The organism is Frankia sp. CcCS3 (assembly GCF_977927575.1).
This window is the reverse complement of record NZ_CDWRCL010000037.1, coordinates 10,980-24,624: the sequence shown is the minus strand read 5'-3', so window position 1 is coordinate 24,624 and position 13,645 is coordinate 10,980. Positions and strand designations below refer to the sequence as shown.

Sequence of the window (13,645 nt, the reverse complement as noted above, 5' to 3'; positions counted from 1 at the left end):
CCGTCACCCACAGCAAGATCGCTAAAGCAGGTGAATGTTTACCCGGGAAGCTGCCAACATGAATGTGAGTCATCTTGTTCATCCGCCGTGACCAGCATCGATAGCGCCGACATCTGTACGTAACACGGCAGGTACCTCGCTGAAACTCTTGTTCGAATGTTCCGATAACATCTCATCTGCACGGGGCGTTTGCTACCGTCATCTACACCGCTCCGGCGGATCGGGGGATCCCCGTAATCGGGCGATCTTCCTGGCGTACCGTGTGCTCCGGACCACTTCGGCGGCGCGCCCGGAGCTATGTGGGCGGCGCCACGAGGGAAAGTTTCCAGGAAAATTTTAATTAAAGATTTTTCCTTGCAAATATCCTTCGTGGTATCTTTCGGGAGAAGCTTCCAGCCATCCCGACGGAATACCTGTTAACGCCGAAGTTACCGGGGCTTGCAGGGCTGAAATAAACGGCTCCTAGTGTTCTTCGTGTCGCCACCGGACAAACGGAGAACCACTGTTCGGGGCGAGCCCATGGCCTTCTGTTCTCGATCGACGGCTGGTGATGACAGTGCCCGGTCCCCGTTTTCCCAGCTCATCCACGCCTACGGTCGAGCCGGCCGCGCCGGTCAGGTTTTGCGACACCACCCTGCGCGACGGCGAGCAGGCGCCTGGGGTGGCATTCACCGCAGCCGAGAAACTTGCCATCGCCGCTGCTCTGGACGCTATCGGCGTACACCAGATCGAGGCCGGAATACCTGCCATGGGACCCGCCGAACGGGATGTCCTGCGGGAGATCCTCGCGACGCAGCCTCAGGCCGGCGTGGTGGCGTGGTGCCGGGCCGACCGCCGCGACATCGATGCCGCGGTGTCCTGCGGAATTGTCACTGCGCACCTAACCATTCCCGTCTCCGATCTGCATCTGAAGAGCAAGCTGGGCCGGGACCGGGGATGGGCGCGGCGCCGCATCCGCGACTGCGTCTTCGACGCGGCCGACCGCGGGCTGCGGTTTAGCGTCGGCCTGGAGGACGCCTCCCGCGCGGACGACAACTTCGTCATCGAGCTGGCCGGCGAGCTGCGCGAGTGGGGTGCCACCCGGATCCGCTGGGCCGACACGGTCGGTCTGCTGGACCCGGTCAGCGCCTACACCCGGCTCGGCCGGCTGGTCCAGGCGGTCCCGGGGGAGTGGGAGATCCACGCCCACGACGACTTCGGTCTGGCGACCGCGAACACCATCGCCGCGGTTCAGGCCGGATTCACCTGGGTTAGCACCACGGTGCTGGGTCTGGGGGAGCGGGCCGGCAACGCCCCGCTGGAGGAGGTGGCGATGGCCCTGCGGCACCTGTTGAAGGTGCCGGTGGACCTGGACACCACCTCGTTCCGCAGGCTCGCGCGGATGGTGGCCCGGGCCGCCTGCCGCCCGCTGCCGGTGGGCAAGGCGGTGGTCGGTGAGTCGGTGTTCGCGCACGAGTCGGGGATCCACGTCCACGGCGTGCTGCGACACCCGTCGACCTACGAGCCGTTCGACCCCGCCGAAGTAGGCGGGCAACGGCGGCTCGCGTTCGGGAAGCACAGCGGCCGGGCCTCGGTGCGTCACGCGCTGGCCCAGTACGGCATCACCGCCGACGACAGCGAGATCGAGCCGCTGCTTGAGCGGGTCCGGGCCACGGCGACCCAGACGAAGCGCGGCCTGCACGGCCGTGACTTCCAGGAACTTCTCGGGCGGGCCGAAGTGCCGGCCCCCCGAGTGGAGGCCCCGCCGTCCTAGGCCTGGTCCGGCAGGGACCGGACCCGGCTGGCAGACGCAACGGGGTCGATCAACAACTAACGGTTGTGCCGATGTCCTGGCCAAACCCGGCCGGCGGCATGACTCCAGCCCAGGGGCCCAGCGGCCCGACCTGCCCGATCGGCGTGGTCGTGGCACCGGTGCCCCCTGTGCTGGGCAACCGTTCCGAGGAGGAACACCGCATGCGCCAGATCGCGTTCTACGGCAAGGGTGGTATCGGCAAGTCCACCACCCAGCAGAACACCATGGCGGCGATGGCCGAGATAGGCAAGAAGGTCATGATCGTTGGCTGCGACCCCAAGGCCGACTCGACCCGGCTCATCCTGCACTCCAAGGCCCAGACCTCCGTCATTCAGCTGGCCGCCGAGAAGGGCTCGGTCGAGGACCTAGAGCTCGACGAGGTCCTGGTCGAGGGCCAGTGGGGCATCAGGTGCGTCGAGTCCGGCGGCCCGGAGCCCGGTGTGGGCTGCGCCGGCCGCGGTGTCATCACCTCCATCAGCTACCTGGAGGAAGCCGGCGCCTACGAGGACCTCGACTTCGTCACCTACGACGTCCTCGGTGACGTCGTCTGCGGCGGGTTCGCGATGCCGATCCGCCAGGGCAAGGCGCAGGAGATCTACATCGTCACCTCCGGCGAGATGATGGCGATGTACGCGGCGAACAACATCGCCCGAGGCATCCTCAAGTACGCGCACTCCGGCGGTGTCCGGCTCGGCGGGCTCATCTGCAACAGCCGTAACACCGACCGCGAGGACGAGCTGATCATCGAGCTCGCCCGCCGGCTCAACACCCAGATGATCCACTTCATCCCGCGTAACAACGTCGTGCAGCACGCCGAGCTGCGCCGGATGACGGTCATCGAGTACGACCCGAAGAACGAGCAGGCCGACCAGTATCGGCAGCTCGCCAAGAAGATCGTCGACAACGACATGAAGACCATCCCGACGCCGATCACCATGGACGAGCTCGAGGAGCTCCTCATCGAGTTCGGGATCATGGAGCAGGAGGACGAGACCATCATCGGCAAGGCCGCCGCTGTCGCCTGACCCTGTCACCTGCTCCGACTCCGTCGAGGATGAGGTCCCGACCATGACGACGACGCCGGCACCTATCAAGGCCGAGACCGAGGCGATGATCGCCGAGGTGCTGTCGAACTACCCCGCGAAGACGGCCAAGTTCCGGGCCAAGCACCTCAAGGCCAACGACCCCGATGGGTCGAAGGAGTGCGAGGTCAAGTCCAACATCAAATCCCGCCCGGGGGTCATGACGATCCGCGGCTGCGCCTACGCCGGTTCCAAGGGCGTGGTGTGGGGCCCGGTCAAGGACATCGTCAACATCAGCCACGGCCCGGTCGGCTGTGGCCAGTACTCCTGGGCCACCCGGCGCAACTACGCCCGCGGCCCCTGGGGTGTGAACAACTTTGCCGCGATGCAGTTCACGACCGACTTCCAGGAGAAGGACATCGTCTTCGGCGGTGACCCGAAGCTAGAGACGGTCTGCGACGAGATCACCGAGCTGTTCCCGCTGGCCAAGGGGATCTCGGTCCAGTCCGAGTGCCCGATTGGTCTGATCGGTGATGACATCGAGGCGGTCTCCCGCAAGGCCTCGAAGAAGCTCGAGCTGCCAGTCGTCCCGGTGCGCTGCGAGGGGTTCCGCGGGGTCAGCCAGTCCCTCGGCCACCACATCGCCAACGACGCGGTCCGCGACCACGTGCTGGGCACCGGTGGGAACACCTTCAAGCAGACGCCGTATGACGTCGCGCTCATCGGCGACTACAACATCGGCGGCGACGCCTGGGCCTCCCGGAAGATCCTGGAGGAGATGGGCCTGCGGGTCATCGCCCAGTGGTCCGGTGACGGCACGATCAACGAGATGGCCTCGACGCACCTGTCGAAGCTGAACCTGATCCACTGCTACCGGTCGATGAACTACATCTGCACAACCATGGAGGAGCGCTACGGCACTCCGTGGACCGAGTTCAACTTCTTCGGTCCCACCAAGATCGTCGATTCGATGCGGAAGATCGCGGCTTTCTTCGACGACGAGATCAAGCAGAAGACCGAGGCGGCGATCGCCCGCTACCAGGTCCGATTCGACGAGATCACGAACGCCTTCCGGCCGCGCCTGGAAGGCAAGCGGGTCATGCTCGCGGTCGGCGGACTACGGCCCCGGCACACCATCGGTGCCTACGAGGACCTCGGCATGGAGGTCGTCGGCACCGGCTACGAGTTCGCGCACAAGGACGACTACACCCGCACCTACCCCGCTCTCGCGGAGGGCGTGGTCCTCTACGACGACCCGACGGCCTTCGAGCTGGAGGAGTTCGCCAAGCGGCTCAAGCCGGACCTGATGGGCGCGGGCGTCAAGGAGAAGTACGTCTTCCACAAGATGGGCGTCCCCTTCCGCCAGATGCACTCCTGGGACTACTCCGGGCCATACCACGGCGTGGACGGCTTCGCGGTCTTCGCCCGTGACATGGACATTGCGATCAACAGCCCGACCTGGGACCTCCTGGAGACCCCCTGGTCGAAGGCCGGAGAGGTGTTCTGACCGGCCGGTCCGGCTCCCGCCGGCGGTAGCCGGCAGTCATCAGCCACGGTAGAAGGGAGGATGTCCGGTGACGACGACTCCGGAAACAAACAGTTCCGTCCCGCTGCGGGTCCTCGACCACAGCGAGCTGTTCAAGGACGAGGTCTACCAGGAGCAGTTCGAGGGCAAGCGCGAGTTCGAGAACGGCAGCGACGCCGCCGAGGTAGCCCGGGTCCTGGAGTGGACCCGCGGCTGGGAGTACCGGGAGAAGAACTTCGCCCGGGAGGCGCTGACCGTCAACCCGGCCAAGGCGTGCCAGCCGCTCGGCGCGGTCCTGGCCGGCCTCGGCTTCGAGGGCACCATGCCCCTGGTGCACGGCTCGCAGGGCTGCGTCGCCTACTTCCGCAGCCACTTCGCCCGGCACTTCAAGGAGCCCGTCCCGGCGGCATCCTCGTCGATGACCGAAGACGCCGCCGTCTTCGGAGGGCTGAACAACCTGGTCGAGGCGCTCGAGAACGCGACCACCCTGTACAAGCCCAAGATGGTCGCGGTCAGCACCACCTGCATGGCCGAGGTGATCGGGGAGGATCTGTTCGCCTACATCGGCGCGGCGCGGGACAGGGGCGCGATCTCCGCCGACTACCCGGTGCCGTACGCGCACACGCCGAGCTTCGTGGGCTCACACCTCACCGGCTACGACAGCATGCTCAAGGGCATCCTGGACCTCCTGGGCAAGACGGCGGACGCCGACAAGGTCGAGTCCCCCGGGAAGCCCCGGCTGAACATCGTGCCCGGCTTCGAGACCTACGTCGGCAACCACCGCGAGTACCGCCGCATCCTCGAGCTGATGGGTGTCGACCCCCTGATCCTGGGCGACCACAGCAGCTCCCTGGACTCGCCGGCGACGGGTGAGTACGAGCTCTACCCAGGTGGTACCCCGCTCGCCGAGGCCGCCACAGCTCGGTTCAGCCGCGCTACCGTGATGCTTCAGGAGACCACCACCCGCAAGACGACGGAGTTCGTCCGGGACGGGTGGAAGCAGGAGACGGTGGTGCTCGAGACCCCCATCGGGGTGAAGAACACCGACCGCTTCTTGACCGAGGTGGCCCGCCTGGCGGAGGTCGAGATCCCGGCCGAGCTCACCGCCGAGCGTGGCCGCCTGGTGGACGCGCTCACCGACTCGCATGCCTATCTGCACGGCAAGCGGGTCGCCATCGCGGGTGACCCTGACCTCGTCATCGCGATGACCGGCTTCGCCCTCGAACTCGGGATGATCCCGGTCCACCTGCTGAGCACGAACGCCGACAACTCCTTCGCGCCCAGGCTGGAGAAGGTCCTCTCGACCAGCAAGTTCGGCGAGGCGGCGACCGTCTGGCCGGGCAAGGACCTCTGGCACCTGCGGTCGCTGGTCTTTACCGAGCCGGTCGACCTGCTCATCGGGAGCTCGTACCTGAAGTACATCTCCCGGGAGGCGAACGTGCCGCTGGTCCGGGTCGGTTTTCCGATCTTCGATCGGCACCACCTGCACCGCTTCCCGATCGTCGGCTACACCGGCGGTCTGCACCTGCTCACCCAGCTCGTCAACACGGTGCTCGACGAGCTGGACCGCACCAGCCCCGACCACAGCTTCGACGTCGTCCGCTGAGCGTCCGACCGGGCACAACTGTGGTCGGTCCGGCTCCCGGCCGGATCTGAACGTGGTCGGCCGGCCGCGCCCACCGCGCTCCCTGCGACCGGCCGACCACCCCGCCGTGGGGTCGATCGATCACCTCCCGGATCGATCGACCCCTCGCCCCCGTCCCACCTCTTTCAAGAACCGTGCCCGTAGAACCGCGTCCTTCCGAGGATGGCCCATGGCAGCCACAGAACGCGTCGCGCTGTTCACCGAACCGGCCTGTAACCACAACAACGCCAAGACCACCAAGGCCCGCAAGGCGGGTTGTCCCAAACCCAAGCCCGGGGGCACTTCCGGAGGTTGTGCCTTCGACGGAGCCATGATCACCCTCGTCCCGATCGCCGACTGCGCTCACGTGGTCCACGGCCCGATCGGTTGCGTGGGCAACTCGTGGGACGGCCGGGGCAGCCTGTCGTCCGGGCCGGTGCTCTACCGGCACGGCTTCACCACCGACATGGCCGAGAACGACGTGGTGCTCGGGGGGGAACAGCGCCTGTTCGACACCATCCTGGAGGTCGTCGAGCGGCACTCGCCGCCAGCGGTCTTCGTCTATTCGACCTGCGTCACCGCGATGATCGGAGACGATCTTGACGCGGTGTGCGCGGCGGCCGCCGCCGAGTCCGGGGTGCCGGTGATCCCGATCCACTCGCCCGGGTTCGTTGGCAGCAAGAACCTCGGCAACCGGCTCGCCGGCCAGGCCCTGCTCGACCACGTGATCGGCACCGTCGAGCCGGAGCTCACCACCGACCGGGACGTCAACCTGATTGGTGAGTACAACATCGCCGGGGAGTTGTGGGACGTCCTGCCGCTGCTGTCCCGGCTGGGCCTCCGGGTGCAGGCGTGCATCAGCGGTGATGCCCGCTACCGTGACGTCGCCGCGGCCCATCGGGCCAGGGCGACGATGGTGGTCTGCTCGCGCGCGCTGCTCGGACTCGCCCGTGGCCTGCAGGAACGTTACGGGATCCCGTGGTTCGAGGGCAGCTTCTACGGCACCCGGGAGATGGGCGACACCCTGCGCGGCTTCGCCCGCCTGCTCGAGGACGACGAGCTCTCCCGCCGCGCGGAGGAGCTCATCGCTGTCGAGGAGGCGGCCGTCGCCGTCGCACTTGAGCCGTACCGGCGCAGGCTCGCCGGGCGCAAGGCGGTGCTCTACACCGGCGGGGTCAAGAGCTGGTCGATCGTGTCCGCGCTGCAGGACCTCGGCATCGAGGTGGTCGGCAGCGGCATCACCAAGAGCTCCGACGGCGACGTGGACAAGATCCGCGAGCTGCTCGGCGACGCAAAGATGATCAAAGAGGGCAGTCCGCGCGAGCTGCTGCGGGTCGCCGAGCAGACCGGGGCGGACATCCTCGTCGCCGGCGGCCGCAACCAGTACACCGCGCTGAAGGGCCGGCTGCCGTTCCTCGATATCAACCAGGAGCGGCACATCCCCTACGCCGGCTACACCGGGATGGTCGAGCTCGCCCGGCGCCTCGACATGGCGATCGCGAGCCCGGTCTGGGAGCAGGTCAGCCGGCCCGCTCCCTGGGACCTGGTTGGAGCCCGCTGATGGCCGAGGTCGTGACCGGAGAGCGGCAGGCGGCGATCGACCCGCTCAAGCACAGCCAGCCGCTCGGGGGTGCGCTGGTCTTCCTGGGCCTCGCCGGCTCGCTGCCGATCATGCATGGTGCGCAGGGGTGCGCGTCGTTCGCCAAGGCCCTGCTCACCCGGCATTTCAACGAGCCGATCCCGCTGCAGACCACCGCGATCACCGAGGTGACCGCGGTCCTCGGCAGTGGTGAGGCGATGGTGGAGACGCTCGATGCCATCCGGAAGAAGCAGCGGCCGGAGATTATCGGCCTGCTCACCACAGGAGTCACCGAGGTCAGCGGCGAAGACGTCGGCGGCCAGCTGCGCAAGTACCTCTCGGCCTGGGACGAGACCGACTCGAGCGGGCCGGAGGCGGGGGCGAACGACTCCGCCCCCAGCGGGGCCCCGCTGATCGTCGGGGTCTCCACCCCGGACTTCATCGGTGGGCTGTCCGACGGCTGGTCGGCCGCGTTGGAGGCGCTGGTCCGAGCGGTGGTGCCGGCAGAGCATTCCGAAACGGAGCCTTCCGAAGCGAACTATTTTACCGGGCGCACCGCCTTCATCGCGGCCAGCGCTCCCGTAACGCATCTCACTACCGCTGGGTCCGCCGAGGCTGCTGGGTCCGCCAGGTCCCTGGGGTCCGCCGCCCGGCGGGTGGCGGCGGCGGACGATGGCGATCTGGATCCGCGCCAGCTCGCGGTCCTGGTCGGCCCATCCCTGACGGCGGCCGACCTCGACGAGCTCGGTGAGCTGATTCGCGCGTTCGGGCTCAACCCGGTACTCGTCCCCGACCTGTCCGGATCGGTGGACGGGCACCTGGCCCCCGCCTGGCAGCCCACGACGACCGGCGGCACCGGGCTCGCGCGGCTGCGGGCCCTCGGTCGGTCGCGGGCCGTGCTCGTTGCGGGTGCGACCGCGGCGGCGGCCGGTGACCTGCTCGCCGCCCGGACCGGCGCCCGGATCTTCCGCCACCGTCATCTCAGCGGGCTGACGGAGATGGACGCCCTGGTCACCGAGCTGATCGAACTCACCGGAGCGTCCGCGCCGACCCGGGTCCGGCAGGCCCGGGCCCGGCTCGCCGACGGTCTGCTCGATACGCACTTCGTCCTCGGCGGCGCCCGGGTCGCGCTGGCAATGGAGCCGGAGACCCTGGTCGCCGTCGGTTCCCTGCTGCACGACGTCGGGGCCGAGGTTGTGGCGGCGGTGTCCCCGACCGGCGCGCCGGTCCTCGCGGACGCGCCCTGGGACGAGGTCGTCGTCGGCGATCTGACCGACCTCGCCGAACGGGCCCGGGCGGGCGGTGCGCACCTCGTCCTCGGTTCCAGCCATGCCCGCGAGGTCGCCGACCGGATCGGTGCCGCGCACCTGCCCGTCGGCTTCCCGATCTTCGATCGGCTCGGCGCGGCGCTGGCCGGTACCGCCGGGTACGCCGGAAGCCTGCGCCTGCTCATCGAAGCCGCGAATCGTCTACTCGATCACGAGCACGTGCATCGCCGTCCCGGGCGGAGGTTCTCCGTGCCCGGCGCGGATGGGCAGCCCGCCCACCGGGCCGAGATCCCCACCCAGCCCGGCTCCGCGGGTGAACCCGATCAACTCGACAACCTGTTCCAGGAGTCTCCGTGTTGAAGATCGCCTTCGCGACCAGCGACGGCACCGCTGTGGATCAGCATTTCGGGTGGTGCCAACGGTTCGACGTGTACGAGGTCGGCCCCGAGGGATCCAGGTTCCTGGAGACCCGCGCGCTCGACGCGGCGCCGACGGACGAACAGGACAAGATCGAATCTAGGCTCGCCGCGGTCTCGGACTGCGCGATCCTCAACATCAGTGACATCGGCGGGACGGCCGCGGCGAAGGTGGTGAAGGCCCGGATTCACCCGGTGAAGGTGGTCAAGGGCACCGCCATCCCCGAGCTGCTCCGCCGCTACACCTCGACGCTGGCCGGCAATCCGCCGCCCTGGCTGCGCAAGGTGCTGCGGTCCCACGAGCCGCAGCCGGCGGCGACCTGGACCCGCGGCGGTGCCACGGCCCTGAAGCCCAAGGGGGACGCGGCATGACCGCGAAGACCGGTTTCCTCGGCGACCTGGTCGACCAGCTGCGCGCCGGGGACACCTACGGCCAACTGGAACGGTTCTCCGACGAGGACCTGCTCCGCCCGTTCATCGTCACTCGGGAGCAGCGCCGCGAGATCGCGGTGAACTGCGACATCGACGCCGCCGTAGAGGGCCGGGTGCGCTCCTTTTACCAGGCGGTCGCGGCGGCCACCGAGAAGGCGACCGGGGCGTTCACCACCACCGTGCTCGACCTCAGTCACGAGGGGTTCGGGCGCGTGATCATTTGTGCCGGGCGGCTCGTCGTCCTCTCCGACGCGCTGCGGGACGTGCAGCGGTTCGGCTTCGGCTCCATGGACGAGCTCTCCGCCCGGGGCGAGTCGCTGGTGACCGGTGCGACCAAGCAGATCGAACGATGGAACGAGGTGGCCCGCGATGACTCCTGACGCCCAAGCCGCCGACACCCCGGCCGGGGGCGCCCCGGCCGACACCGAGCTGCGGCTGCGCAAGCTTCGTAGCCGGGCCTCCCAGCTCAAGCTCGACCTGCACGACCTCGCCGAGGACCTCCCGATCGGCTGGGAGGGCCTGCTCGACGTCGCCCGCCGGACCTACGACGCCTATGCGGAGATCGCCCTCCTCGAGGGCCTGCTCGAGAAGGAGACATCGCGATGAGCGTGAGCACGGCCGCCGGCCAGCTGGCGGAAGTCCGCCGCTGTTCCACCGCCGAGGAGTACTTCACCCTGCTGGACGTCGACTACGACCCGCGGGTCCTGGCCGTCAACCGGCTGCACATCCTCCGGTACTTCGCCAACCAGCTGGTCGAGCTGCACAACACCCGGACCGAGGTCGGGAACCCGGTGGAGCTGCTGCGGGAGTACCGCGACGCGCTTGTCCGCTCCTACCAGGCCTTCACCGCCGCCTCCGCCCTGGACCATCGCCTGTTCAAGGTGCTGCAGGATCGCGCGCCGCAGGAGTCGTTCGTGCCCGCGTCGTCGATCACCGTCGAGCGGCTGGCCCCGACGGTGCCCCAGCCGTCGGGGCCAGCCGACCCGGTGGAGCCGTCCCAGTCCGCCTGGCCGCACCACGCCGCCACGTCCGCCGACTACCTGGGTGGAACCCGATGAACAGTACCTACGACGTCGGCGACCTCGTGGTCGCCGTCAAGGCATTGCGTAACGACGGCACGTACCCGGACCCGGCGATCGCTGTCGGTGAGATCCTCGTCGAGGCCGGCACCCGTGGCCAGGTCATCAACGTCGGCCTCTACCTGCAGGAACACATCGTGTACGCGGTGGCGTTCGACCACGGCCGCATCGTCGGCGCGCTGGAACGTGAGCTCGTCTCCCCCGAGCAGTGGCAGCAGGCGGCGGCTGTCGCCGCCGGCACCGCCGCACCCGCCGCGGCGACCACCGCGACCTCCTCTGCGACCGCTCCGGCGACCGGCACGGCGACCGCCCGGGGGGAAGGAAGGGCGGTCGTGAAGGCAACCCCCGTCAGCCTGCCGCTGCTGCCCACCGACCTGGCAGGCGAGATCCCCCGGCAGGCCACCGAGCTGGCGCCCGACACCGCCGCCGGCTGCGCGAGCAAGTCCAGCTGTGGCACCAGCGCTCCGGTGCGGGACCCGGAGATTGCGGAGAAGATCGCCAACCATCCCTGTTACAGCGCCGAGGCCCACCAGTACTACGCCCGGATGCACGTGGCGGTCGCCCCGGGTTGCAACATCCAGTGCAACTACTGCAACCGCAAGTTCGACTGCGCCAACGAGAGCCGTCCCGGCGTCACCAGCACCCTGCTGTCCCCCGAGGACGCCCTCGCCAAGGTCAAGCTGGTGGCCAGCGAGATCAAGCAGATGAGCGTGCTGGGGATCGCCGGTCCCGGCGACCCACTGGCGAACCCGAAGCCGACCTTCCGGACGATGGAACTGGTGGCCCGGGACTGCCCGGACATCAAGCTCTGCCTGTCCACCAACGGGCTGACCCTGCCGGACCACGTCGACCGCATCGCCGAGCTGAACGTCGACCACGTCACCATCACGATCAACATGATCGACCCCGAGGCCGGGGAGCGGATCTACCCGTGGGTCGCCTTCCGCGGCAAGCGGTACACCGGCCGGGAGGCGTCCCGGATCCTCTCCGAGCGCCAGCTCGAGGGCCTGGCGATGCTCACCGAGCGGAAGATCCTCTGCAAGGTCAACTCGGTGATGATCCCCGGGGTCAACGATGACCATCTCGTCGAGGTCTCCCGGAAGGTCAAGGAGCTCGGTGCCTTCCTGCACAACGTGATGCCGCTGGTGTCGGCGCCCGAGCACGGCACCCACTTCGGCCTGACCGGGCAGCGCGGCCCCACCCCGCAGGAGCTCAAGGCGCTGCAGGACCGCTGCGAGCAGGACGACGGCGCCGAGATGAACATGATGCGGCACTGCCGGCAGTGCCGCGCCGACGCCGTCGGCCTGCTCGGTGAGGACCGGGGTGAGGAGTTCACCCCCGAGGCGTTCCGTGGCCGTGAGATCGACTACGACCTCGAAGGCCGCCGGCAGACGCACAGCGAGATCGAACGGTGGCGCTCCGAGGTTGCTGCCACCCGGGGAGCGCTGAACATCTCGACCGGCGCGGTCATTCCCTCCGGCCCGGGCGCATCCCCCGATGAGGGCACCCCGGCCGGGGCCCGCCCGGGGAACGCCCGCCCGGAGGACGTCGTGCTCGTCGCTGTCGCGACCAAGGGCAGCGGCGTGGTGAACCAGCACTTCGGTCACGCGACCGAGTTCTGGATCTACGAGGGGGGTCCGGGCTGGGCCCGGCTCGTGCAGACCCGCGACGTGGACCGCTACTGCAACGGCCCGTCGGACTGCGACGAGGACGCCTCCAAGCTCGACAAGACGGTCGCGATGCTGTCCGACTGCGCGGCGGTGTTGTGCAGCAAGATCGGCCTCGGGCCGCGCGAGGCGCTCGAGAACGCCGGGATCGAACCGGTGGAGCTCTACGACCTGATCGAGAAGGCGGTGGCCGAGGTCGGCTCCCGCCTTGTTGCACATCGTGCCGAAGCGGAGGTTGCCGTCCGATGAGCGCCACCACCCCCACCGTCGAACTGACCGACCGGGCCGTGAAGCAGGTCCGTCACCTGCTCGCCTCGACTCCCGGCACGAGCGGGTTCAGCCTGCGGATCGGCGTCGACCCCGGTGGCTGCGCCGGCTTCATCTACAACCTGGCGCTCGTCCCCGGCGCTGAGGCCGAGGACGTCGTCGTCGGCCAGGACGGCTTCGACGTCGTCGTCCACTCGTCGATGGTTCACCTGCTGCGCGGGCTGCGCGTGGACTACACCGAGACGCTGACCTCCTCCGGGTTCACCTTCCATAACCCGAACGCGACCAGCTCCTGCGGCTGCGGGACGTCCTTCGGTGCCTCGGACTCCACCGAGCGCACCGCCGCGGACGCCCGCCTGCGCGAGCAGGTCGAAGAGATCATGGAGGAGATCCGGCCCTTCCTGCGGGGAGACGGCGGGGACGCCGAGGTCATCGCGACCCTCGCCGGCAACGGCGAGCCCGGGACGGCGGAGGTGCACCTGCGCCTTACCGGAGCCTGCGGCGGGTGCTCCAGCGCCACCGCGACCCTGACCGGCGTCATCGAGAGCCGGTTGAAGGAGGCCCTGCCCGAGATCGGCCGGGTCGCGCTGGTGTCCTGACAGCGCACTACTTGATCACCTGTTCGGCCTAACCCGGGGAGCGCCCGATGGTCACCGCCCGATTCCGTTCCCACCCGCGTCTGCTGGGGTCCATCTGCGCCGGGCCGCCGGCACCGTACCCATCCCGTCGGCAGGCGCCGTCCGTCTTCGACCCGCATCGACGGTACGAGCGGCAGTTGGGTATCCCGGGCTTCGGAGTGTCCGCTCAGCGGCGGCTCAGCGGCGCGACCGTCCTGGTGGCGGGGGTAGGCGGGGTCGGCGGAGCGGCGGCGACCTACCTGGCCGCCGCCGGCATCGGCCGGCTGATCCTGGTCCATCCGGGCGTTCTGGAGGAGCCGGACCTCAACCGGCAGACCCTGATGCGGCCCGACCGGG

General features: G+C 68.8%; 13 protein-coding genes. All 13 read left to right on the top strand.

The annotated features are described in order from the left end of the window. Window positions 1–547 precede the first annotated feature (547 nt). Window positions 548–1,753: a homocitrate synthase gene (nifV, locus tag AC08OQ_RS05805; RefSeq protein WP_476604660.1), complete on the top strand. Its 1,206-nt coding sequence runs from the start codon at window positions 548–550 to the stop codon at window positions 1,751–1,753. 200 nt (window positions 1,754–1,953) lie between these two features. Next, window positions 1,954–2,817 (top strand): nitrogenase iron protein, encoded by an 864-nt coding sequence (gene nifH, locus AC08OQ_RS05800; RefSeq protein WP_476604661.1) that lies wholly within the window; start codon window positions 1,954–1,956, stop codon window positions 2,815–2,817. 43 nt (window positions 2,818–2,860) lie between these two features. After that, on the top strand, window positions 2,861–4,321 hold the full coding sequence (gene nifD / locus AC08OQ_RS05795; RefSeq protein WP_462186746.1) for a nitrogenase molybdenum-iron protein alpha chain: 1,461 nt from the start codon (window positions 2,861–2,863) through the stop codon (window positions 4,319–4,321). 67 nt (window positions 4,322–4,388) lie between these two features. Next, entirely contained in the window at window positions 4,389–5,945 is a 1,557-nt protein-coding gene (nifK, locus tag AC08OQ_RS05790) for a nitrogenase molybdenum-iron protein subunit beta (protein ID WP_462202829.1), read from the top strand. A gap of 208 nt (window positions 5,946–6,153) precedes the next feature. Further along, on the top strand, window positions 6,154–7,524 hold the full coding sequence (gene nifE, locus AC08OQ_RS05785; RefSeq protein ID WP_476600325.1) for a nitrogenase iron-molybdenum cofactor biosynthesis protein NifE: 1,371 nt from the start codon (window positions 6,154–6,156) through the stop codon (window positions 7,522–7,524). Continuing rightward, window positions 7,524–9,170, top strand: coding sequence for a nitrogenase component 1 (locus tag AC08OQ_RS05780; protein ID WP_476600323.1), 1,647 nt, complete (start codon window positions 7,524–7,526; stop codon window positions 9,168–9,170). Before nifE ends, AC08OQ_RS05780 begins: the two co-directional genes overlap by 1 nt. Next, complete coding sequence (nifX, locus tag AC08OQ_RS05775; protein WP_462202828.1) at window positions 9,164–9,598, top strand: nitrogen fixation protein NifX; 435 nt, start codon at window positions 9,164–9,166, stop codon at window positions 9,596–9,598. Before AC08OQ_RS05780 ends, nifX begins: the two co-directional genes overlap by 7 nt. Then, complete coding sequence (locus tag AC08OQ_RS05770; RefSeq protein WP_011438836.1) at window positions 9,595–10,038, top strand: NifX-associated nitrogen fixation protein; 444 nt, start codon at window positions 9,595–9,597, stop codon at window positions 10,036–10,038. Before nifX ends, AC08OQ_RS05770 begins: the two co-directional genes overlap by 4 nt. Beyond that, window positions 10,028–10,264 carry a CCE_0567 family metalloprotein gene (locus tag AC08OQ_RS05765; RefSeq protein WP_462186740.1) on the top strand — a complete coding sequence of 79 codons (237 nt, stop codon included), beginning with the start codon at window positions 10,028–10,030 and terminating at the stop codon, window positions 10,262–10,264. Before AC08OQ_RS05770 ends, AC08OQ_RS05765 begins: the two co-directional genes overlap by 11 nt. After that, on the top strand, window positions 10,261–10,716 hold the full coding sequence (gene nifW, locus AC08OQ_RS05760; protein ID WP_476600321.1) for a nitrogenase-stabilizing/protective protein NifW: 456 nt from the start codon (window positions 10,261–10,263) through the stop codon (window positions 10,714–10,716). The genes AC08OQ_RS05765 and nifW overlap by 4 nt, the downstream gene beginning before the upstream one ends. Then, complete coding sequence (gene nifB / locus AC08OQ_RS05755; RefSeq protein ID WP_476600319.1) at window positions 10,713–12,653, top strand: nitrogenase cofactor biosynthesis protein NifB; 1,941 nt, start codon at window positions 10,713–10,715, stop codon at window positions 12,651–12,653. Before nifW ends, nifB begins: the two co-directional genes overlap by 4 nt. Continuing rightward, window positions 12,650–13,270: an iron-sulfur cluster assembly accessory protein gene (locus AC08OQ_RS05750; protein ID WP_462202825.1), complete on the top strand. Its 621-nt coding sequence runs from the start codon at window positions 12,650–12,652 to the stop codon at window positions 13,268–13,270. The genes nifB and AC08OQ_RS05750 overlap by 4 nt, the downstream gene beginning before the upstream one ends. A gap of 47 nt (window positions 13,271–13,317) precedes the next feature. Then, window positions 13,318–13,645 (top strand): ThiF family adenylyltransferase (locus tag AC08OQ_RS05745; protein WP_476611931.1); only part of this gene is annotated, 328 nt, incomplete at its 3' end.

Bases quoted from the DNA above. Each gene is read 5' to 3' on its own strand.
- nifB (WP_476600319.1), top strand. From the start codon at position 10,713: ATGAACAGTACCTACGACGTCGGCGACCTCGTGGTCGCCGTCAAGGCA.
- nifW (WP_476600321.1), top strand. From the start codon at position 10,261: ATGAGCGTGAGCACGGCCGCCGGCCAGCTGGCGGAAGTCCGCCGCTGT.
- AC08OQ_RS05770 (WP_011438836.1), top strand. From the start codon at position 9,595: ATGACCGCGAAGACCGGTTTCCTCGGCGACCTGGTCGACCAGCTGCGC.
- nifE (WP_476600325.1), top strand. From the start codon at position 6,154: ATGGCAGCCACAGAACGCGTCGCGCTGTTCACCGAACCGGCCTGTAAC.
- AC08OQ_RS05765 (WP_462186740.1), top strand. From the start codon at position 10,028: ATGACTCCTGACGCCCAAGCCGCCGACACCCCGGCCGGGGGCGCCCCG.
- AC08OQ_RS05750 (WP_462202825.1), top strand. From the start codon at position 12,650: ATGAGCGCCACCACCCCCACCGTCGAACTGACCGACCGGGCCGTGAAG.
- AC08OQ_RS05780 (WP_476600323.1), top strand. From the start codon at position 7,524: ATGGCCGAGGTCGTGACCGGAGAGCGGCAGGCGGCGATCGACCCGCTC.
- nifD (WP_462186746.1), top strand. From the start codon at position 2,861: ATGACGACGACGCCGGCACCTATCAAGGCCGAGACCGAGGCGATGATC.
- nifH (WP_476604661.1), top strand. From the start codon at position 1,954: ATGCGCCAGATCGCGTTCTACGGCAAGGGTGGTATCGGCAAGTCCACC.